Below are 17,356 nucleotides of genomic sequence, written 5' to 3' on the forward strand. Positions count from 1 at the left end.
GCGACGCCGACCACATCATCGGCTACGACCAGGGCGGTCCCACCTGCTCCTGCAACCTCGCCCCGCTCTGCCGCCACCACCACCGGCACAAGACCCACGGCGGCTGGACCTACCAACGCACCGCACCCCGGACCTTCCACTGGACCAGCCCCTTGGGGCACGTCTACCTCAACGACCTCACCCACCCACGACATCCCTGACCACCCGACCCCGCCGGCCACCGCCCGCGGGGCCACACCCACGCCCGCACCCGAACAACGGTCCGCAGCCCGGGTGGTCGCCGCCCGCCTGGCGCACCGTGCTCGCGCGGAAATGACAACGACCCGCCAGACAGGGGTCTGGCGGGTCGTTGGTGACGCTGGGGCCTGGATCAGGCCTTGTCCTCGTCCTCGGTGCTCTCCGCGGCGGGAGCCTCGTCAGCGACGGGCTCGGCCTCGGCGACCACGCTCTCCTCGGGCGACGCCTCGTCGACCTGCTCGAGCAGGGCCTCGTCGACCACGGTCTCGTCAGCCGGAGCCTCCTCGACCGGAGCCGGGGCGGCGGCCGGAGCAGCCGTCTTCTTGGCCTTCGGGGCCGAGGGCTTGTAGGCCTCGGTCACGAGCTCGATCACGGCCATGGGGGCGTTGTCGCCCTTGCGCGGCCCGATCTTCGTGATCCGGGTGTAGCCACCCGGACGCTCCGCGAAGGTCGGCGCGATGTCCGTGAACAGGGTGTGTACGACCGACTTGTCGCGGATGGTCTTGAGGACCTCGCGCCGGTTGTGCAGGTCGCCCTTCTTGGCCTTGGTGATCAGCTTCTCGGCGTGCGGCCGCAGGACGCGGGCCTTCGCCTCGGTGGTCGTGATCCGACCGTGCTCGAAGAGCGCGGTCGCCAGGTTGCTGATGATCAGCCGCTGGTGGGCCGGGCTACCGCCGAGGCGCTTGCCCTTCTTGGGAGTAGGCATTTCGTCTCTCTCATTTCTCCCGAGCCGTACCAGGTACTCGGGTAGACGACCTCACGGTCGGTTTTGGTGGATTAGTACTGCTCGTCCTCGACGAAGGCGTCGTCGTCGTCATCGCCGTACGCCGCGAGAGCGGCGTGCGGGTCGAAGCCGGGCGCGCTGTCCTTGAGGGACAGGCCCATCTCGACCAGCTTGGCCTTGACCTCGTCGATCGACTTCGCACCGAAGTTGCGGATGTCGAGCAGGTCCTGCTCCGAGCGGCTGATGAGCTCACCCACGGTGTGGATGCCCTCGCGCTTGAGGCAGTTGTAGGAGCGGACGGTCAGCTGCAGGTCCTCGACCGGGAGGGCGAGGTCGGCGGCCAGCTGCTCGTCGACGGGCGACGGGCCGATGTCGATGCCCTCGGCCTCGACGTTCAGCTCGCGCGCCAGGCCGAACAGCTCGACCAGGGTCTTGCCGGCCGAGGCGATCGCGTCGCGGGGACGGATCGACGGCTTGGTCTCGACGTCGATGACGAGCTTGTCGAAGTCCGTGCGCTGCTCGACACGGGTGGCCTCGACCTTGTAGGTGACCTTCATGACCGGGCTGTAGATCGAGTCGACCGGCATCCGGCCGATCTCGTTGTCCGCGCCCTTGTTCTGGACGGCGGACACGTAGCCGCGGCCACGCTCCACGACCAGCTCCATCTCCAGCTTGCCCTTGTCGGACAGCGTGGCGATCTTGAGGTCGGGGTTGTGGACCTCGACGCCGGCCGGCGGCGCGATGTCGGCGGCGGTGACGTCACCGGCACCCGACTTGCGCAGGTACATGGTGACGGGCTCGTCGTGCTCCGAGGAGACCACGAGGCCCTTGAGGTTGAGGATCATCTCCGTGACGTCTTCCTTGACGCCCTCGATGGTCGAGAACTCGTGGAGGACGGTGTCCACCTTGATGCTCGTGACCGAAGCACCGGGGATGGACGAGAGAAGGGTGCGACGCAGCGAGTTCCCGAGCGTGTAGCCGAAGCCAGGCTCGAGCGGCTCGATGACGAACCGCGAACGGAACTCGTCGACGGTCTCTTCCGACAGAGTGGGGCGCTGTGCGATGAGCACTTGTTTTTTCCTTTCCGAGCCCACCCGCTATTTGACGGGCTCGAACTGCAGAGTTGACGGAAGGTGTGGTCGGCGCCCCGGACCTCCGACGAGTCAGAGGGCAGGGACGCCGTCCGGGTGCTACTTCTTCGAGTAGTACTCGACGATGAGCTGCTCCTGGACCGGGAGGTCGATCTGGGCCCGGACCGGGAGCTGGTGGACGAGCACGCGCATCCGCGACGGGATCGCCTCGAGCCACGCCGGGACGTGGCGCTCGCCGTGGGTCTCGCGAGCCACGATGAACGGGGTCATCTCGAGCGACTTCTCGCGCACGTCGATCACGTCGTGGGCGGTGACCTGGAAGGACGGGATGTCGACCTTCTTGCCGTTCACCTTGAAGTGACCGTGCGAGACCAGCTGGCGGGCGTGGCGACGCGTGCGGGCGAAGCCGGCGCGGTAGACCACGTTGTCCAGGCGGCACTCGAGCAGCTGGAGCAGGTTGTCGCCCGTCTTGCCCGAACGGCGCGAGGCCTCGGTGTAGTAGTTGTGGAACTGCTTCTCGAGGACGCCGTAGGTGTAGCGAGCCTTCTGCTTCTCACGAAGCTGGAGGAGGTACTCGCTCTCCTTGATGCGTCCGCGGCCGTGCTGGCCGGGGGGGTACGGGCGACGCTCGAAAGCCTGGTCGCCACCAACGAGGTCGACACCGAGGCGGCGCGACTTCTTGGTCATGGGGCCGATGTAACGGGCCATCAGTCAGTCTCCTGTTCTCGCGTGTCGGGTCAGACGCGCCGGCGCTTGGGCGGGCGGCATCCGTTGTGGGGCGTGGGCGTGACGTCCTGGATGGTGCCGACCTCGAGGCCGATCGCACCCAGGGACCGGATCGCCGTCTCGCGGCCCGAACCCGGACCCTTGACGAAGACGTCGATCTTCTTCATGCCGTGCTCCATCGCCCGACGACCGGCAGCCTCGGCTGCCATCTGAGCGGCGAACGGGGTGGACTTGCGCGAGCCCTTGAAACCGACGGTGCCGGCCGAGGCCCACGAGATGACCGCCCCGGTGGGGTCGGTGATCGTGACGATCGTGTTGTTGAACGTGCTCTTGATGTGGGCTTCGCCCAGAGCGACGTTCTTCTTCTCCTTGCGGCGCACCTTCTTGGCGCCGGCCGCGGTGCGGCTCTTGGGAGGCATGCAGTTATCTCCTGAAGTAGCTGGTCTGGTTGGTGATCAGAAAGCGTTCGGTGGTCGAGTAGCAGTTCGCGAGGTACGAGCGAACGGCGTGTCGAGACCTACTTGGCCTTCTTCTTGCCGGCAACCGTGCGCTTCGGACCCTTGCGGGTGCGGGCGTTGGTCTTGGTGCGCTGACCGCGGACCGGGAGGCCCTGACGGTGGCGGCGTCCCTGGTAGCTGCCGATCTCGATCTTGCGGCGGATGTCTGCCTGGACCTCGCGACGGAGGTCACCCTCGATCTTGAAGTTGGCTTCGATCGCGTCGCGGAGCTTGACCAGCTCGTCGTCGCCCAGCTGGTGGACGCGCAGATCGGGGTTGACCCCGGTCTCCTGCAGGAGCTGCTGGGAACGGGTACGGCCGATGCCGTAGATGTAGGTGAGTGCGATCTCGATGCGCTTGTCGCGCGGGAGGTCCACACCAACGAGGCGTGCCATGTGGCGGTTCCTTACGGTTGTTCGCAGCGGTTTCGGTCGTGACGCGTCCCGGCCTCGTGTGTCCGGGCTCCGGCCGTCTGCTCCGGAGGTGTTTCGCTCGTCGTACGACGGGCTAAGCGATCACGTTGTGGTTGTTCAGTTGTTGCGGTGCGTGCTACCCGGGCTGGATCAGCCCTGGCGCTGCTTGTGACGCGGGTTCTCGCAGATCACCATGACGCGGCCGTGGCGACGAATCACCTTGCACTTGTCACAGATCGGCTTGACGCTGGGCTTGACCTTCACGAGGAGGTCCTTTCGGCTGTGTTCGGTTCACCTGAGCGAGCTCGCGGGCTCGCTCACTTGTATCGGTAGACGATCCGACCCCGGGTGAGGTCGTACGGCGAGAGCTCCACCACCACGCGGTCCTCGGGGAGGATCCGGATGTAGTGCTGGCGCATCTTGCCGCTGATGTGGGCGAGAACCTTGTGCCCATTGCTCAGCTCGACGCGGAACATGGCATTCGGCAGGGCTTCCACGACGGTGCCCTCGATCTCGATCACGCCTTCTTTCTTCGGCATGTCCTCCACAATCTGTTGCTTGCTTGTCTACCGTTTGCTGCACTGGCCACCGGATCGGTCCGGAGGTCAGCTGGCCCGGGAACCTCCGTCGCCCGAGGGCGGCGGTGGACCTCGTACGGCCGCTCCGGGTTCCTCATCCCAGGCGCACGACCGACCGCCCTGGCGAGCGATCCGAGTTGTGTCCTGGCAGCCGCGAGGCGCCACGAAGCAGACCCACGTTGGGCCGACACGCCAGTTTACGCGGAAACCGCCCCGAAACTCTAATCCGATCGCCCTCGGCGGACGGACTCAGCCCGCGAGCAGGCGCAGGGTCGCCTCCCGGGCGGGCGCGGACCCCGGCTCGGTGCCCACGAACGCCCCGGCGACCGGGTGCACCATCACCTCGTCGACGCCATAGGTCGCGGCGAGCTCGTCGATCCGGGCGCGGGCCCGGTCCGGGGTGCCGATCACCCAGCGCGACGCCATCGACTCCATCAGCTCGAGGTGCGCCGGCGACAGCTCGACCTTCTCGGCCTCCTCGACCAGGCGCTGCGGCTGCAGTTCGCCACCCGTGCGCAGCGCGACCATGGCCTGCAGCTGGGGCAGGGCGAGACGCTGCGCCTCCTCGTCGGTCTCGGCGACGGCCACGTTGACGGTCAGGAACGTGCGCGGCTCCGCGAGCTCGGGCGAGGGGCGGAAGGTCGAACGGTAGAGCTCGAGCGCCTCGGCCGTGCCACTGCCGGAGAAGTGGTGCGCGAAGACGTACGGCATGCCCTTCTCGGCGGCCAGCCGGGCCGAGTAGTCGGAGGAGCCGAGCAGCCAGATCGTCGGCACCGACCGGGCTCCCGGGGTCGCCTTGAGGGGGTAGGTGCGGCCCTGGAGGGCCAGCCCGACGCCGTCCGGCTCCATCATGGCGAGCACGTTGTCGACGTACTCCGGGAAGTGCGTGACGGCCTCGTCGCTCACTCCCCCGGCACCGTGCCTCAGCGCGTAGCTCGTGACCGGGTCGCTGCCCGGCGCGCGGCCGATGCCGAGGTCGATGCGCCCGGGGAAGGCCGCTTCGAGGAGCGCGAACTGCTCGGCGATCACCAGCGGAGCGTGGTTGGGCAGCATCACGCCGCCCGAGCCGACCCGGATCCGCGAGGTCGCGCCGGCGATCAGCCCGATCAGCACCGGCGGGTTGGTGGCCGCGACGGCCGGCATGTTGTGGTGCTCAGCGACCCAGTAGCGCTCGTAGCCCAGCTCGTCGGCGGCCCGGGCGAGGGAGAGGGACGCGGCGAGCGCGTCCCCCGTGCTCTGGTCGGTGCGCACGGGCACCAGGTCGAGGACGGAGAGGGTCGTACGGCGTTCGCTCACTCTCTCCGAACCACCGGCGGCCCCGGGGCTATTCCTCCGCAGCGCGCAGGGAGGAGGTCTTGTCCTCGATCTCCTCCTCGGTCATCCGCGCCGCCGCGTACAGGCTCAGCCCTGCCGTGACCGCGAGGGTCACGACGATGACGCCGAGGCTGACCAGCGCCGAGATGTCCGGGACGTGGAGCGGCTCGCCGCCGTTGATGAACGGCAGCTCGTTCTCGTGCAGCGCGTGCAGGACGAGCTTCACACCGATGAACGCGAGGATGAACGCCAGCCCGAGCGACAGGTAGACCAGCCGCTTGAGGAGGCCGCCGAGCAGGAAGTAGAGCTGGCGCAGGCCCATCAGGGCGAAGACGTTGGCGGTGAAGACGAGGTAGGGCTCCTGGGTGATGCCGAAGATCGCCGGGATCGAGTCGAGCGCGAACAGCAGGTCGGTGGTGCCGAGGGCGATGATCACGATCAGCATCGGCGACACCAGCCGGGCGCCGTTGACGCGGTACCAGAGCTTGAGCCCGCGGAACTCCTCGCCGACGTTGAGGTGCGACTGGGCGAACTTCACGACCCGGTTGTCCTCCGGGTGCTCGTCCTCGTGGCTGCGGTAGCTCTTGATCAGGGAGACCGCCGTGTAGACCAGGAAGGCGCCGAAGGCGTAGAAGACCCAGCTGAAGTTCTCGATGAGCTGGTAGCCGAGGGCGATGAAGATCGCGCGGAAGAGCAGGGCCAGCACGATGCCGACCATCAGCGCCTCCTGCTGGTACTCCCGGGGCACCTTCAGCGCGGCCATCAAGATGATGAAGACGAAGAGGTTGTCGATGGAGAGGGAGTACTCCGTCAGCCAGCCGGCGTAGAACTGCACGCCGTAGTCGTGGCCGTGGCCGAGCCAGATCCAGGCGCCGAACGCGACGGCCGCGCCGACGTAGACGCTGAGCGCGACCGCGCACTCCCGCATGGTGGGCTCGTGCGGGTCGCGCGCGATGACGACGACGTCGAAGGCCAGCACCGCCACTGTGATGGCGATGGTGATGGCCCATTCGAGGGTGGAGATCTCCACGGGTGCAGCTCCTGCAAGGTGAGGGGACGACGGAACGTCAAAGGTCTCTTCCGCCACCGGACAGGTGACCTGCAGGCCCGGAGCGCGAAACGAACTCGCGCTCGTGCTGACGAGCCGGCAGCGAAGGAATACTCCCCTCTGCGAGGCCTATCCTGTCACACGGGTCAACGGCCGCCGAACGGGGCACCGAGCGCGGACAGCGCGGCCTCCCCGCCGTCGAGGGCCGTCAGCACCCAGGCGCCCCGGGGCGTGAGGGTGAAGGTGTGTTCGACGTGCGCGGCCCAGCTGCCGTCGTCGGTCACGACCGTCCAGTCGTCCTCGAGCAGGGTCGTCTCCTTGGTACCGAGCGTGACCATCGGCTCGACGGCCAGGGCCAGGCCCTCCACCAGCTTGGGACCCTTGCCGGGCCGCCCGAAGTTGGGCACGTTCGGCGGCTGGTGCATCGCGGAGCCGATGCCGTGGCCGGTGTAGTCCTCGAGGATCCCGTAGCGGCCGGCGCCACGGACGTGCCGCTCGACGGCGTGGGAGATGTCGGTGACCCGGCCCCCGAGGTGGGCGGCCGCGATCCCGCGCCACATCGCCTCCTCGGTCACCCGCATCAGCTCGGTGACCTCGGGAGGGACGACGCCGACCGCGACGGTGATCGCGGCGTCGCCGTGCCAGCCCGCGACGATCGCGCCGCAGTCGATCGAGATGACGTCGCCGTCGGCCAGCACCCGCTCGCCCGGGATGCCGTGCACGACCTCGTCGTTCACCGACGTACAGATCGACCCCGGGAACCCGTGGTAGCCCAGGAACGACGGCGTGGCGCCCGACGAGCGGATGTTGTCCTCGGCGATCGCGTCGAGCTCACCGGTGGAGATGCCGGCGCGGACGCTGCCGCGGAGCAGCTCGAGAGTCTGGCCGACGACCAGACCGGCGCGGCGCATCCCGTCGATCTGGTCGGGCGACTTGATCTCGATGCCGCGGTCGAGCAGTCCCACAGGTCGCTTCCAATCTTCCGAGGTCTCGACCCGCCGGTGGCGGCTCGCTCAGGACTCCGGGAGGACGTCCAGGGCTTCGAAGACCCGGTTGGTGACCTCGGAGACCTCGCCCATGCCGTCGACCTCGACCACGATGCCGCGCTTCTGGTAGACGTCGATCAACGGCTCGGTCTGCTCGAGGTAGAGCTCCTGGCGGCGCCGGATCACGTCCTCGGTGTCGTCGGCGCGGCCCTCGACCTGGGCGCGCTGGAGCAGGCGGCTGACGATCTCGTCCTGGTCGACGGTGAGGCAGACGACCGCGTCGAGCTGGTGACCGGTGAACTTGATCATCCCGTCGAGCTCCTCGACCTGGGCGAGCGTGCGCGGGTACCCGTCGAGCAGGAAGCCGTTGGCGGCGTCCGGCTCGTCGATCCGGTTGCGCACCATCAGGTTGGTGACCTCGTCGGGGACGTAGTCGCCGGCGTCCATGAATCGCTTCGCCTGGATGCCGAGCTCGGTCCCCTCGGACACGTTGGCGCGGAAGATGTCACCGGTGGAGATCGCCGGGATCTTGAAGTGCTCGGCGATGAACTTGGCCTGGGTGCCCTTGCCGGCCCCGGGGGGACCCATGATTATCAAGCGCATTTAACGTAGGAATCCTTCGTAGTTGCGCTGCTGGAGCTGGCTCTCGATCTGCTTCACCGTGTCGAGGGCGACGCCGACCATGATCAGGATGCTGGTGCCACCGAACGGGAAGTTCTGGTTGGCACCGATCACGGCGAAGGCGATCAGCGGTATGAGTGCGACCAGACCGAGGTACAACGCACCGGGCAGCGTGATGCGGGACAGGACGTAGGACAGGTAGTCCTCGGTCGGCTTGCCCGCCCGGATCCCGGGGATGAAGCCGCCGTACTTCTTCATGTTGTCCGCGACCTCTTCGGGGTTGAAGGTGATCGAGACGTAGAAGTAGGTGAAGAAGACGATGAGCAGGAAGAACGTGATCATGTAGAGCGGGTGGTCGCCGCGCACCAGGTAGGAGCTGATCCACGACGTCCACCCGGAGTCGGTGTTCGGGTTGAACTGGACCAGCATCGCCGGCAGGTAGAGCAGCGACGAGGCGAAGATGACCGGGATGACACCGGCTTGGTTGACCTTGAGCGGGATGTAGGTCGAGCTGCCGCCGAACATCTTGCGGCCGACCATCCGCCGGGCGTACTGCACCGGAATCCGGCGCTGCGCCTGTTCGACGAAGATGACCGCGGCGATGATGACGAGGCCGACGATCAGCACGATCCCGAGGACCCACCAGCCCTTGGACTTCTGCACCGCCCACAGGGAGGACGGGAAGCTGGAGACGACCTGCGTGAAGATCAGCAGCGACATGCCGTTGCCGATGCCGCGCTCGGTGATCAGCTCGCCGAGCCACATGATCACGGCGGTGCCGGCGGTCATCGTGACGACCATGGTGAGGAACGTCGCCGTGCCGTCGTCGTGCAGCAGGCTCTGCTGGCAGCCCTGGAGCAGGTTGCCCGAGCGGGCCAGCGCCACGATGCCGGTCGCCTGGAGGACGGCGAGCCCCAGCGTGAGGTAGCGGGTGTACTGCGTGATCTTGGTCTGGCCGGACTGGCCCTCCTTCTTCAGCGCTTCGAGCCGCGGGATGACCACGACGAGCAGCTGGAGGATGATGCTGGCGGTGATGTACGGCATGATGCCGAGCGCGAAGATCGTCAGCTGGAGCAGCGCTCCGCCGGAGAACAGGTTGACCAGGTTGTAGAGGCCGGCGTTGTCGCCGTCCTGGGCGATCTTGATGCAGGCCTGGACGTTGGCCACGTCGACACCAGGGGTCGGGATCTGCGATCCGAGCCGGAAGATCGTGATGATCAACAGGACGAACAGCAACTTGCGCCGCAGGTCCGGGGTCCGGAAAGCGTTCGCGAACGCGCTCAGCACGAGATCCTCTTTCTCCAAGCGTGAAACGGCCCCCGCGACTCACTCGCAGAGACCCGTGGAAGCCTAACAGGCGGCATCCAGACCCCAGAATGCGCGTCGGGCGCGAACGGTCCTGTCGATGACGGGACCGCCGCGCCCTCTACGCTGCTGGTCAAACGGATCAGACGACCGTGGTAGTTCCGCCGGCGGCCGCGATCTTCTCGGCGGCCGACCCGGAGAACGCGTTGGCGCTCACCTGGACGGCGACCGTCAGGTCTCCCTGACCGAGGACCTTGACGGGGTTGTTGTCACGGACCGCACCCTTGGCGACCAGGTCGTCGATCGTGACGGGGCCGCCGTTCGGGAAGAGCTCGTTGATGCGGTCGAGGTTGACGACCTGGAACTCCACCTTGAACGGGTTCTTGAAGCCCTTGAGCTTCGGGAGCCGCATGTGGATCGGCATCTGGCCACCCTCGAAGGCGACCGGAACCTGGTAGCGGGCCTTGGTGCCCTTGGTACCGCGGCCCGAGGTCTTACCCTTCGAGCCCTCACCGCGACCCACACGGGTCTTCGCGGTCTTGGCACCCGGAGCCGGGCGCAGGTGATGCAGCTTGAGCGTCATGTCACTCGACCTCCTCGACCGTCACGAGGTGACGGACGGTGTTGACCATGCCGCGGATCTCCGGGCGGTCCTCCTTCACGACGACATCGCCGATCCGCTTGAGACCGAGCGTACGCAGGGTCTCTCGCTGGTTCGCCTTGATGCCGACCGTGCCCTTCTTCTGCTGGACCTTGAGCTGCGCCATCAGGAGGACACCTCCTGCGAGACCCCCGCGGGAACCTCGATGCGAGCCTTGAGGAGTGCCGCCGGAGCGACGTCCTCGACCGGCAGGCCGCGACGAGCGGCAACCTGCTCGGGCTGCTCGAGCATCTTCAGCGCCTCGACGGTCGCGTGCACGATGTTGATCTGGTTCGACGAACCGAGCGACTTGCTCAGGATGTCGTGGATGCCGGCGCACTCGAGCACCGCACGCACCGGACCACCGGCGATGACACCGGTACCGGGAGCGGCCGGGCGCAGCATGACCACGCCGGCGGCCTTCTCACCCTGGACCGGGTGCGGGATCGTGCCCTGGATGCGGGGGACGCGGAAGAAGTTCTTCTTCGCCTCCTCGACACCCTTGGCGATCGCTGCGGGAACTTCCTTGGCCTTGCCGTAGCCGACGCCGACCATCCCCTCACCGTCGCCGACGACCACGAGGGCGGTGAAGCTGAAGCGACGACCACCCTTCACGACCTTGGCGACACGGTTGATCGCAACGACGCGCTCGATGTAGGCGGTCTTGTCAGCACCCTGGCCGCGACGATCGTCGCGTCCACCACGGCGCTCGCCACCGCGCGCACTGCGCTGGGCTCCGCTCATGAGACTTTCCTCTTCTCTCTGTTTCTAGCTTGTCGTTCGATCAGAAGGTCAGACCGCCGGCGCGGGCGCCGTCGGCCAGGGCCGCGATGCGACCGTGGTACTTGTTGCCGGCACGGTCGAAGACCACGCCGTCGATACCAGCCGACTTGGCGCGCTCGGCGACGAGCTCGCCGACCTTCTTGGCCTTGGCCGTCTTGTCGCCCTCGAAGCCGCGCAGGTCGGCCTCCATCGTGGAGGCGTAGGCGAGCGTCTTGCCGACCAGGTCGTCGACGACCTGGACGGTGATGTGCTTCGAGGAACGGGTCACGACCAGGCGCGGGCGCTCGGGAGTGCCAGACACCTTCTTGCGACCACGGACCTGGCGACGCAGACGGGCCTTGACCCGGCCTGCGGTGTGCTTGTTGTTGCTCAGCGAGATCGCCATGTCACTTACCGGCCTTTCCGACCTTGCGGCGGATGTGCTCGCCGGCGTAGCGAACGCCCTTGCCCTTGTAGGGCTCGGGCTTGCGCAGCTTGCGGATCTTCGCGGCGGTCTCGCCGACGAGCTGCTTGTCGATGCCGAGCACGCCGAGGCGGGTCGGACCATCGGTGGTGAACGTGATGCCCTCGGGGGCGTCGAAGACGATCGAGTGGGAGTAACCGAGCTGGAACTCCAGCTGGGTCGGGCTCTTCGGCAGGACGCGGTAACCCACGCCCACGATCTCGAGCTTCTTCTCGTAGCCCTCGGTGACGCCCACGACCATGTTGTTGACCAGCGTGCGGGTCAGCCCATGGAGGGACTTGCTGATGCGCTCCTCGTCGGGACGCTTGACGTCGAGGACGCCATCGCCCTTCTCGACGGTGATCGGTGCGGCCACGGCGTGCGACAGGGTGCCCTTGGGGCCCTTGACGGTCACCAGCTGGCCGTCGATCGCCACGTCGACACCGGACGGGACCGCGACGGGAAGCTTGCCAATACGTGACATGTCGTTGTTCTCCTTCTCGGTCTCGTCGTTACCAGACGTAGGCGAGGACTTCCCCACCCACGCCCTTCTTGTTGGCCTGGCGGTCGGTCAGCAGGCCCTGGCTCGTCGAGATGATCGCGACGCCCAGCCCGCCGAGCACCTTCGGGAGACCCGTGTGCTTGGCGTAGACCCGGAGACCGGGCTTGCTGATCCGGCGGACGCCCGCGATGGAGCGCTCCCGGTTGCGGCCGTACTTGAGCGTGATGGTCAGCGTCTTTCCGACCTCCCCTTCAGTCGGCTCCTTCACGTCGAACGACGTGATGTAGCCCTCCTGCTTGAGGATCTCGGCGACGCCCTGCTTCAGCTTGCTGTACGGCATCGACACCGCGTCGTGGTACGCCTGGTTGGCGTTGCGCAGACGAGTGAGCATGTCTGCGATCGGGTCAGTCATCGTCATGATGTTTTCTTTCTCGCCGTGGTTTCGCGCCGGTCCCTGCCGATGAGGCAGGTCGGGCGACCTTCAGCGTGTAGAGGTGATTACCAGGAGGACTTGGTCACGCCGGGCAGCTCGCCGCGGTGGGCCATCTCTCGGAGGCAGATGCGGCACAGGCCGAACTTGCGGTAGACGGCCTTGGGCCGGCCACAGCGCTGGCAGCGGGTGTAGCCGCGCACCGCGAACTTCGGCTTGCGAGCGGCCTTGACCTTCAGGGCGGTCTTCGCCATGTCAGTTCTCCTTGAACGGGAAGCCGAGCTGCTTCAGCAGCGCACGGCCCTCGTCGTCGTTGGTGGCAGTGGTGACGATCGTGATGTCCATACCGCGCGAGCGGTCGATCCGGTCCTGGTCGATCTCGTGGAACATGACCTGCTCGGTGAGACCGAAGGTGTAGTTGCCACGACCGTCGAACTGGCCGGGGTTCAGACCGCGGAAGTCGCGGATCCGGGGCAGCGCCAGCGACAGCAGGCGGTCGAGGAACTCCCACATCCGGTCACCGCGCAGCGTGGTGTGCGCACCGATCGGCATGCCCTCGCGCAGCTTGAACTGCGCGATCGACTTGCGCGCCTTGGTGACGAGCGGCTTCTGGCCGGTGATCGCGGTGAGGTCCTTGACGGCACCATCGATCAGCTTCGAGTCGCGAGCCGCCTCGCCGACACCCATGTTGACCACGATCTTGGTCAGGCCGGGGACCTGCATGACGTTCTTGATGTCGAACTCGGTCTGCAGCGCGGGGAGGATCTCCTCGCGGTAGCGGGTCTTGAGACGCGGGGTGACCTTCGCGGACGCGGTGGTCGTCTCGGTCTCCGTCTGGGTCTCGGTCATCAGATGTCCTTGCCGGTCTTGCGGGAGATGCGGACGCTGCGCTCCGCCTTGTACGTCGAGCCGTCGGGGCGACGCTTGGTGACCTCGTCACGGCGGAAGCCGATCCGGGTCACGCCGTCGCCGTCGACCAGCATCACGTTGGAGACGTGGATGGGCGCCTCGGCGGTGATGATGCCGCCGGTGGTGCCGGCGCGACCGCCCTGGTTGACGACCTTGGTGTGCCGCTTGACGCGGTTCACGCCCTCGACGATCACCCGCTGCTCCTCACGGAGCACCTGGATGACCTTGCCCTCGGCACCCTTGTCCTTGCCTGCGATCACCTTGACGGTGTCGCCCTTCTTGATGTTCACGCTCTTGGCCATGGGTCAGAGCACCTCCGGCGCGAGCGAGATGATCTTCATGAACTTCTTCTCGCGCAGCTCGCGGCCCACGGGGCCGAAAATGCGGGTGCCTCGCGGCTCGCCGTCGTTCTTGAGGATCACGGCGGCGTTCTCGTCGAAGCGGATGTACGAACCGTCCGGGCGGCGGCGCTCCTTGACGGTGCGCACGATGACGGCCTTGACGACGTCACCCTTCTTCACGTTGCCACCGGGGATCGCGTCCTTCACGGTGGCGACGATGACGTCGCCGATACCGGCGTAGCGCCGACCCGAGCCACCGAGAACACGGATGCAAAGGATTTCCTTCGCACCGGTGTTGTCGGCGACCTTGAGTCGCGACTCCTGCTGGATCATCAGTTTCTCCTGGTTGTCGAGCTGGTTCTCAGCGCTTCACGAGCGCGGAGCCTGGCCGAACTGAATTGGAATTGTCCGGACCTGTCCGAGGACGGGGCCGAAGTGTTACTTGGCCTTCTCGAGGATCTCGACGACGCGCCAGCGCTTCGTGGCGGACAGCGGGCGGGTCTCCATCAGGAGCACCCGGTCACCGATGCCGCACTCGTTCTTCTCGTCGTGCGCCTTGTACTTGCTGGTCCGGCGAAGGACCTTGCCGTACATGGCGTGCTTGACGCGGTCCTCGACGGACACCACGACGGTCTTGTCCATCTTGTCGCTCACGACCAGACCCTCGCGGGTCTTGCGGGCGTTCCGCTCAGCGGTCTGCTCGGTCATGCGGCACCATCCTCGTTGCTGTCCTGACCCGGGGTCGTCCGGATGCCGAGCTCGCGCTCACGCACCACGGTGTAGATCCGGGCGATGTCCTTCTTGACCGTCCGCAGACGACCGTGGCTCTCCAGCTGGCCGGTGGCCGCCTGGAAGCGGAGGTTGAAGAGCTCCTCCTTGGCCTCACGAAGCCTGGCTTCGAGGTCGACGGCGTTCAGCTCGTCGAGCTCGTGGGCCGCAGTTCCCTGGCTGGCCATCAGAATTCACCTGCTTCACGGGAGATGAACCGGCACTTCATCGGGAGCTTGTGCATCGCGCGGCGCATGGCCTCGCGGGCAACGGTCTCGTCGACACCGGAGAGTTCGAACATGACACGGCCGGGCTTCACGTTGGCGATCCACCACTCCGGGGATCCCTTACCGGAACCCATGCGGGTCTCGGCGGGCTTCTTGGTGAGCGGGCGGTCCGGGTAGATGTTGATCCAGACCTTGCCGCCACGCTTGATGTGGCGGGTCATCGCGATACGAGCCGACTCGATCTGTCGGTTCGTGACGTAGTGACCCTCGATCGCCTGGATACCGAAGTCGCCGAAGGCGAGACGGGTGCCACCCTTGGCCGCACCCCTCCGGTTCGGGTGGTGCTGCTTGCGGTGCTTGACACGACGGGGCATCAACATGGCTCAGGCCTCCTTCGGAGCTTCGGTGGCGGGAGCAGCGGCCTCGGCAGGAGCGTCCGCAGCGGGCGCGCCGTCGCGGTCGGAGCGCGTCGGGCGGTCGGCGCGGGTGCCGCGGCTCGGACGCTCGCCACCACGGGCGGGACGGTTGCTGCCGCCGCGACCGGGGACGCCGGCGCGGGCTGCAGCCTGGGCCTGGCGCTCGGCACGGGTGCCGGCGACCTCGCCCTTGTAGATCCAGACCTTCACGCCGATGCGGCCGAAGGTCGTCTTGGCCTCGTAGAAGCCGTAGTCGATGTCGGCACGCAGCGTGTGCAGCGGGACGCGGCCCTCGCGGTAGAACTCGGTGCGCGACATCTCGGCGCCGTTGAGGCGGCCGGAGCACTGGATCCGGATGCCCTTGGCACCGGAACGCATCGAGGTCTGCATGGCCTTGCGCATCGCGCGACGGAACTGCACGCGACCGGTCAGCTGCTCGGCGACACCCTGGGCGACCAGCTGCGCGTCGATCTCGGGGTTCTTGACCTCGAGGATGTTCAGCTGGACCTGCTTGCCGGTGAGCTTCTCGAGCTCGCCACGGATGCGGTCGGCCTCGGCACCACGGCGACCGATGACGATGCCCGGGCGCGCGGTGTGGATGTCCACACGGACGCGGTCACGAGTGCGCTCGATCTCGACCTTGGAGATGCCGGCCCGCTCCATGCCCTTGGAGAGCAGCTTGCGGATCGCGACGTCCTCGCCGACGTACGCCTTGTACAGCTTGTCGGCGTACCAGCGGCTCTTGTGGTCCGTGGAGATGCCGAGGCGGAAGCCGTTCGGGTTGATCTTCTGGCCCATCAGGCACTCTTCCTCTTCTTGGCGGTGGCCGCGTCGGCCAGGACCGAAGCGGGCTGCACGACCAGGGTGATGTGGCTGGTGCGCTTGTTGATGCGCGTCGCACGACCCTGGGCGCGGGGGCGCCAGCGCTTCATCGTCGGACCCTCGTCCACGCGGGCGACGGAGACGACCAGGTCGCCGGTGTCGAGGCCCTCGGTGGTCTCGGCGTTCGCGATCGCGCTCTCCAGGACCTTGTAGATGGTCTCGGAGGCAGCCTGCGGCGCGAACTGCAGCAGCGACAGGGCCTCGTCGACGGGCATCCCGCGGACCATGTCGACGACACGGCGGGCCTTCATCGGCGTGATCCGCACGAAGCGGGCGGTCGCGAAGGAACCCGGCTGGTCGCCGAGCAGCGACTCGCGGCGGGCGCTGGTGCGCCTGCGCTCGGTGGTGCTCATCGGCGGCGTCCCTTCCGGTCGTCCTTGACGTGCCCGCGGTAGGTGCGGGTGGGAGCGAACTCCCCGAGCTTGTGGCCGACCATCGCGTCGGTCACGAACACGGGAACGTGCTTGCGACCGTCGTGGACGGCGATCGTGTGCCCGATCATGTCGGGGATGATCATGGAGCGACGCGACCACGTCTTGATCACGTTGTGGGAGCCCTTGGCGTTCTCGGCGTCGACCTTCTTCTGAAGGTGGTCGTCGATGAAGGGGCCCTTCTTCAGGCTACGAGGCATGTCTGTTACTTCCTACCCTTGCCGGACTTGCGGCGACGGATGATCTGGGAGTCGCTGGCCTTGCGCTTGCGCGTGCGGCCCTCGGGCTTGCCCCAGGGGGACACCGGGTGACGTCCACCCGAGGTCTTGCCCTCGCCACCACCGTGCGGGTGGTCGACCGGGTTCATGACGACACCACGGACAGTCGGGCGCTTGCCCTTCCAGCGCATGCGGCCGGCCTTGCCCCAGTTGATGTTGGACTGCTCGGCGTTGCCGACCTCGCCCACCGTGGCGCGGCAGCGCACGTCGACGAAGCGCATCTCGCCGGACGGCAGACGCAGCGTGGCGCGGCTGCCCTCACGGGCGACGAGCTGGGCGCTGTTGCCGGCGGAGCGGGCGATCTTCGCGCCGCCGCCGGGACGCAGCTCCACGCAGTGGATCGTCGTACCGACGGGGATGTTGCGCAGCGGGAGGTTGTTGCCCGGCTTGATGTCGGCGTTGGGGCCCGACTCCACACGGATGCCCTGCGTCAGGTCCTTCGGCGCGACGATGTAGCGCTTCTCGCCGTCGGCGTAGTGCAGCAGCGCGATGCGCGCGGTGCGGTTCGGGTCGTACTCGATGTGGGCGACCTTGGCCGGGACGCCGTCCTTGTCGTAGCGACGGAAGTCGATGATGCGGTAGGCGCGCTTGTGACCGCCACCCTGGTGCCGGGTGGTGATCCGGCCCTGGTTGTTGCGGCCGCCCTTCTTGGGCAGCGGGCGCGTCAGCGACTTCTCCGGGGTGGTCCGGGTGATCTCGACGAAGTCGGCTACGGACGAGCCGCGACGGCCCGGGGTAGTCGGCTTGTACTTACGGATAGCCATGAG

29 protein-coding genes and 1 pseudogene are annotated in these 17,356 nt (G+C 67.2%); 1 reads left to right on the forward strand and 29 read right to left on the reverse strand.

What is annotated here, in order from left to right; all coding sequences use genetic code 11:
- Nucleotides 1-200: pseudogene (locus PD653B2_RS25035) on the forward strand (HNH endonuclease); the annotation flags it as partial.
- Between the two features lie 170 nt (nt 201-370).
- Here the strand turns inward: PD653B2_RS25035 and rplQ are convergent.
- From rplQ to rplB, 29 genes are all read right to left on the reverse strand, one after another.
- Nucleotides 371-943 carry a 50S ribosomal protein L17 gene (gene rplQ, locus PD653B2_RS14500; protein WP_085873105.1) on the reverse strand — a complete coding sequence of 191 codons (573 nt, stop codon included), beginning with the start codon at nt 941-943 and terminating at the stop codon, nt 371-373.
- A 71-nt stretch (nt 944-1,014) separates the two neighbouring features.
- Entirely contained in the window at nt 1,015-2,031 is a 1,017-nt protein-coding gene (locus PD653B2_RS14505; protein WP_085873106.1) for a DNA-directed RNA polymerase subunit alpha, read from the reverse strand.
- A 120-nt stretch (nt 2,032-2,151) separates the two neighbouring features.
- Entirely contained in the window at nt 2,152-2,760 is a 609-nt protein-coding gene (gene rpsD, locus PD653B2_RS14510; RefSeq protein WP_085873107.1) for a 30S ribosomal protein S4, read from the reverse strand.
- 29 nt (nt 2,761-2,789) lie between these two features.
- The gene (rpsK, locus tag PD653B2_RS14515) at nt 2,790-3,197 is read right to left on the reverse strand and encodes a 30S ribosomal protein S11 (protein WP_085873108.1); all 408 of its coding nucleotides are present in this window, start codon (nt 3,195-3,197) and stop codon (nt 2,790-2,792) included.
- A 98-nt stretch (nt 3,198-3,295) separates the two neighbouring features.
- The gene (gene rpsM / locus PD653B2_RS14520) at nt 3,296-3,670 is read right to left on the reverse strand and encodes a 30S ribosomal protein S13 (RefSeq protein ID WP_085873109.1); all 375 of its coding nucleotides are present in this window, start codon (nt 3,668-3,670) and stop codon (nt 3,296-3,298) included.
- A 168-nt stretch (nt 3,671-3,838) separates the two neighbouring features.
- Complete coding sequence (gene rpmJ / locus PD653B2_RS14525) at nt 3,839-3,952, reverse strand: 50S ribosomal protein L36 (RefSeq protein WP_011757308.1); 114 nt, start codon at nt 3,950-3,952, stop codon at nt 3,839-3,841.
- Between the two features lie 53 nt (nt 3,953-4,005).
- On the reverse strand, nt 4,006-4,227 hold the full coding sequence (infA, locus tag PD653B2_RS14530) for a translation initiation factor IF-1 (RefSeq protein ID WP_011757309.1): 222 nt from the start codon (nt 4,225-4,227) through the stop codon (nt 4,006-4,008).
- A gap of 288 nt (nt 4,228-4,515) precedes the next feature.
- Nucleotides 4,516-5,562 (reverse strand): LLM class flavin-dependent oxidoreductase, encoded by a 1,047-nt coding sequence (locus tag PD653B2_RS14535; protein ID WP_085873110.1) that lies wholly within the window; start codon nt 5,560-5,562, stop codon nt 4,516-4,518.
- A gap of 28 nt (nt 5,563-5,590) precedes the next feature.
- Nucleotides 5,591-6,610, reverse strand: a complete 1,020-nt coding sequence (locus tag PD653B2_RS14540) for a TerC family protein (RefSeq protein ID WP_085873111.1) — start codon at nt 6,608-6,610, stop codon at nt 5,591-5,593.
- A 164-nt stretch (nt 6,611-6,774) separates the two neighbouring features.
- Nucleotides 6,775-7,593, reverse strand: a complete 819-nt coding sequence (gene map, locus PD653B2_RS14545; protein ID WP_085873112.1) for a type I methionyl aminopeptidase — start codon at nt 7,591-7,593, stop codon at nt 6,775-6,777.
- Nucleotides 7,594-7,641: 48 nt separating this feature from the next.
- Entirely contained in the window at nt 7,642-8,217 is a 576-nt protein-coding gene (locus tag PD653B2_RS14550) for an adenylate kinase (protein WP_085873113.1), read from the reverse strand.
- Nucleotides 8,218-9,522, reverse strand: coding sequence for a preprotein translocase subunit SecY (gene secY / locus PD653B2_RS14555; RefSeq protein WP_085873114.1), 1,305 nt, complete (start codon nt 9,520-9,522; stop codon nt 8,218-8,220).
- Nucleotides 9,523-9,682: 160 nt separating this feature from the next.
- Nucleotides 9,683-10,123 (reverse strand): 50S ribosomal protein L15, encoded by a 441-nt coding sequence (rplO, locus tag PD653B2_RS14560; protein ID WP_085873115.1) that lies wholly within the window; start codon nt 10,121-10,123, stop codon nt 9,683-9,685.
- Nucleotide 10,124: 1 nt separating this feature from the next.
- Nucleotides 10,125-10,307, reverse strand: a complete 183-nt coding sequence (rpmD, locus tag PD653B2_RS14565) for a 50S ribosomal protein L30 (RefSeq protein WP_085873116.1) — start codon at nt 10,305-10,307, stop codon at nt 10,125-10,127.
- On the reverse strand, nt 10,307-10,924 hold the full coding sequence (gene rpsE / locus PD653B2_RS14570; RefSeq protein ID WP_085873117.1) for a 30S ribosomal protein S5: 618 nt from the start codon (nt 10,922-10,924) through the stop codon (nt 10,307-10,309). The genes rpmD and rpsE overlap by 1 nt, the downstream gene beginning before the upstream one ends.
- Nucleotides 10,925-10,964: 40 nt before the next feature.
- Nucleotides 10,965-11,348 carry a 50S ribosomal protein L18 gene (rplR, locus tag PD653B2_RS14575; protein ID WP_085873118.1) on the reverse strand — a complete coding sequence of 128 codons (384 nt, stop codon included), beginning with the start codon at nt 11,346-11,348 and terminating at the stop codon, nt 10,965-10,967.
- 1 nt (nt 11,349) lies between these two features.
- Nucleotides 11,350-11,889 carry a 50S ribosomal protein L6 gene (rplF, locus tag PD653B2_RS14580; RefSeq protein ID WP_085873119.1) on the reverse strand — a complete coding sequence of 180 codons (540 nt, stop codon included), beginning with the start codon at nt 11,887-11,889 and terminating at the stop codon, nt 11,350-11,352.
- A 28-nt stretch (nt 11,890-11,917) separates the two neighbouring features.
- Nucleotides 11,918-12,325 carry a 30S ribosomal protein S8 gene (gene rpsH, locus PD653B2_RS14585; protein WP_085873120.1) on the reverse strand — a complete coding sequence of 136 codons (408 nt, stop codon included), beginning with the start codon at nt 12,323-12,325 and terminating at the stop codon, nt 11,918-11,920.
- An 80-nt stretch (nt 12,326-12,405) separates the two neighbouring features.
- On the reverse strand, nt 12,406-12,591 hold the full coding sequence (locus tag PD653B2_RS14590; protein WP_011757321.1) for a type Z 30S ribosomal protein S14: 186 nt from the start codon (nt 12,589-12,591) through the stop codon (nt 12,406-12,408).
- 1 nt (nt 12,592) lies between these two features.
- A complete protein-coding gene (gene rplE, locus PD653B2_RS14595; RefSeq protein WP_085873121.1) occupies nt 12,593-13,186 on the reverse strand; it encodes a 50S ribosomal protein L5 in 594 nt (197 codons plus the stop codon).
- Nucleotides 13,186-13,548, reverse strand: a complete 363-nt coding sequence (rplX, locus tag PD653B2_RS14600) for a 50S ribosomal protein L24 (protein ID WP_085873122.1) — start codon at nt 13,546-13,548, stop codon at nt 13,186-13,188. The genes rplE and rplX overlap by 1 nt, the downstream gene beginning before the upstream one ends.
- Nucleotides 13,549-13,551: 3 nt before the next feature.
- On the reverse strand, nt 13,552-13,920 hold the full coding sequence (gene rplN, locus PD653B2_RS14605) for a 50S ribosomal protein L14 (RefSeq protein WP_017932847.1): 369 nt from the start codon (nt 13,918-13,920) through the stop codon (nt 13,552-13,554).
- Nucleotides 13,921-14,025: 105 nt separating this feature from the next.
- Complete coding sequence (gene rpsQ, locus PD653B2_RS14610; protein WP_085873123.1) at nt 14,026-14,295, reverse strand: 30S ribosomal protein S17; 270 nt, start codon at nt 14,293-14,295, stop codon at nt 14,026-14,028.
- Nucleotides 14,292-14,543 carry a 50S ribosomal protein L29 gene (gene rpmC / locus PD653B2_RS14615; protein ID WP_085873124.1) on the reverse strand — a complete coding sequence of 84 codons (252 nt, stop codon included), beginning with the start codon at nt 14,541-14,543 and terminating at the stop codon, nt 14,292-14,294. Before rpmC ends, rpsQ begins: the two co-directional genes overlap by 4 nt.
- On the reverse strand, nt 14,543-14,962 hold the full coding sequence (gene rplP / locus PD653B2_RS14620; protein WP_085873125.1) for a 50S ribosomal protein L16: 420 nt from the start codon (nt 14,960-14,962) through the stop codon (nt 14,543-14,545). The genes rpmC and rplP overlap by 1 nt, the downstream gene beginning before the upstream one ends.
- Nucleotides 14,963-14,965: 3 nt before the next feature.
- On the reverse strand, nt 14,966-15,796 hold the full coding sequence (rpsC, locus tag PD653B2_RS14625; RefSeq protein ID WP_085873126.1) for a 30S ribosomal protein S3: 831 nt from the start codon (nt 15,794-15,796) through the stop codon (nt 14,966-14,968).
- Entirely contained in the window at nt 15,796-16,233 is a 438-nt protein-coding gene (gene rplV / locus PD653B2_RS14630) for a 50S ribosomal protein L22 (RefSeq protein WP_085873127.1), read from the reverse strand. Before rplV ends, rpsC begins: the two co-directional genes overlap by 1 nt.
- Nucleotides 16,230-16,511 (reverse strand): 30S ribosomal protein S19, encoded by a 282-nt coding sequence (gene rpsS, locus PD653B2_RS14635; protein ID WP_028644799.1) that lies wholly within the window; start codon nt 16,509-16,511, stop codon nt 16,230-16,232. Before rpsS ends, rplV begins: the two co-directional genes overlap by 4 nt.
- Nucleotides 16,512-16,516: 5 nt before the next feature.
- The gene (rplB, locus tag PD653B2_RS14640; RefSeq protein ID WP_085873128.1) at nt 16,517-17,353 is read right to left on the reverse strand and encodes a 50S ribosomal protein L2; all 837 of its coding nucleotides are present in this window, start codon (nt 17,351-17,353) and stop codon (nt 16,517-16,519) included.
- Nucleotides 17,354-17,356: the final 3 nt, after the last annotated feature.

It is taken from the genome of Nocardioides sp. PD653-B2 (assembly GCF_002117935.1).
In the GTDB taxonomy this organism is placed as follows: Bacteria; Actinomycetota; Actinomycetes; order Propionibacteriales; family Nocardioidaceae; genus Nocardioides.

Coding starts and splice junctions, on each gene's coding strand:
- rplQ (WP_085873105.1), bottom strand. CDS start 943: ATGCCTACTCCCAAGAAGGGCAAGCGCCTCGGCGGTAGCCCGGCCCAC.
- rpsD (WP_085873107.1), bottom strand. CDS start 2,760: ATGGCCCGTTACATCGGCCCCATGACCAAGAAGTCGCGCCGCCTCGGT.
- rpsK (WP_085873108.1), bottom strand. CDS start 3,197: ATGCCTCCCAAGAGCCGCACCGCGGCCGGCGCCAAGAAGGTGCGCCGC.
- rpsM (WP_085873109.1), bottom strand. CDS start 3,670: ATGGCACGCCTCGTTGGTGTGGACCTCCCGCGCGACAAGCGCATCGAG.
- infA (WP_011757309.1), bottom strand. CDS start 4,227: ATGCCGAAGAAAGAAGGCGTGATCGAGATCGAGGGCACCGTCGTGGAA.
- PD653B2_RS14550 (WP_085873113.1), bottom strand. CDS start 8,217: ATGCGCTTGATAATCATGGGTCCCCCCGGGGCCGGCAAGGGCACCCAG.
- rplO (WP_085873115.1), bottom strand. CDS start 10,123: ATGACGCTCAAGCTGCATCACCTGCGCCCGGCTCCGGGTGCCAAGACC.
- rpmD (WP_085873116.1), bottom strand. CDS start 10,307: ATGGCGCAGCTCAAGGTCCAGCAGAAGAAGGGCACGGTCGGCATCAAG.
- rpsE (WP_085873117.1), bottom strand. CDS start 10,924: ATGAGCGGAGCCCAGCGCAGTGCGCGCGGTGGCGAGCGCCGTGGTGGA.
- rplR (WP_085873118.1), bottom strand. CDS start 11,348: ATGGCGATCTCGCTGAGCAACAACAAGCACACCGCAGGCCGGGTCAAG.
- rplF (WP_085873119.1), bottom strand. CDS start 11,889: ATGTCACGTATTGGCAAGCTTCCCGTCGCGGTCCCGTCCGGTGTCGAC.
- rpsH (WP_085873120.1), bottom strand. CDS start 12,325: ATGACGATGACTGACCCGATCGCAGACATGCTCACTCGTCTGCGCAAC.
- PD653B2_RS14590 (WP_011757321.1), bottom strand. CDS start 12,591: ATGGCGAAGACCGCCCTGAAGGTCAAGGCCGCTCGCAAGCCGAAGTTC.
- rplE (WP_085873121.1), bottom strand. CDS start 13,186: ATGACCGAGACCCAGACGGAGACCGAGACGACCACCGCGTCCGCGAAG.
- rplX (WP_085873122.1), bottom strand. CDS start 13,548: ATGGCCAAGAGCGTGAACATCAAGAAGGGCGACACCGTCAAGGTGATC.
- rplN (WP_017932847.1), bottom strand. CDS start 13,920: ATGATCCAGCAGGAGTCGCGACTCAAGGTCGCCGACAACACCGGTGCG.
- rpsQ (WP_085873123.1), bottom strand. CDS start 14,295: ATGACCGAGCAGACCGCTGAGCGGAACGCCCGCAAGACCCGCGAGGGT.
- rpmC (WP_085873124.1), bottom strand. CDS start 14,543: ATGGCCAGCCAGGGAACTGCGGCCCACGAGCTCGACGAGCTGAACGCC.
- rplP (WP_085873125.1), bottom strand. CDS start 14,962: ATGTTGATGCCCCGTCGTGTCAAGCACCGCAAGCAGCACCACCCGAAC.
- rpsC (WP_085873126.1), bottom strand. CDS start 15,796: ATGGGCCAGAAGATCAACCCGAACGGCTTCCGCCTCGGCATCTCCACG.
- rplV (WP_085873127.1), bottom strand. CDS start 16,233: ATGAGCACCACCGAGCGCAGGCGCACCAGCGCCCGCCGCGAGTCGCTG.
- rpsS (WP_028644799.1), bottom strand. CDS start 16,511: ATGCCTCGTAGCCTGAAGAAGGGCCCCTTCATCGACGACCACCTTCAG.
- rplB (WP_085873128.1), bottom strand. CDS start 17,353: ATGGCTATCCGTAAGTACAAGCCGACTACCCCGGGCCGTCGCGGCTCG.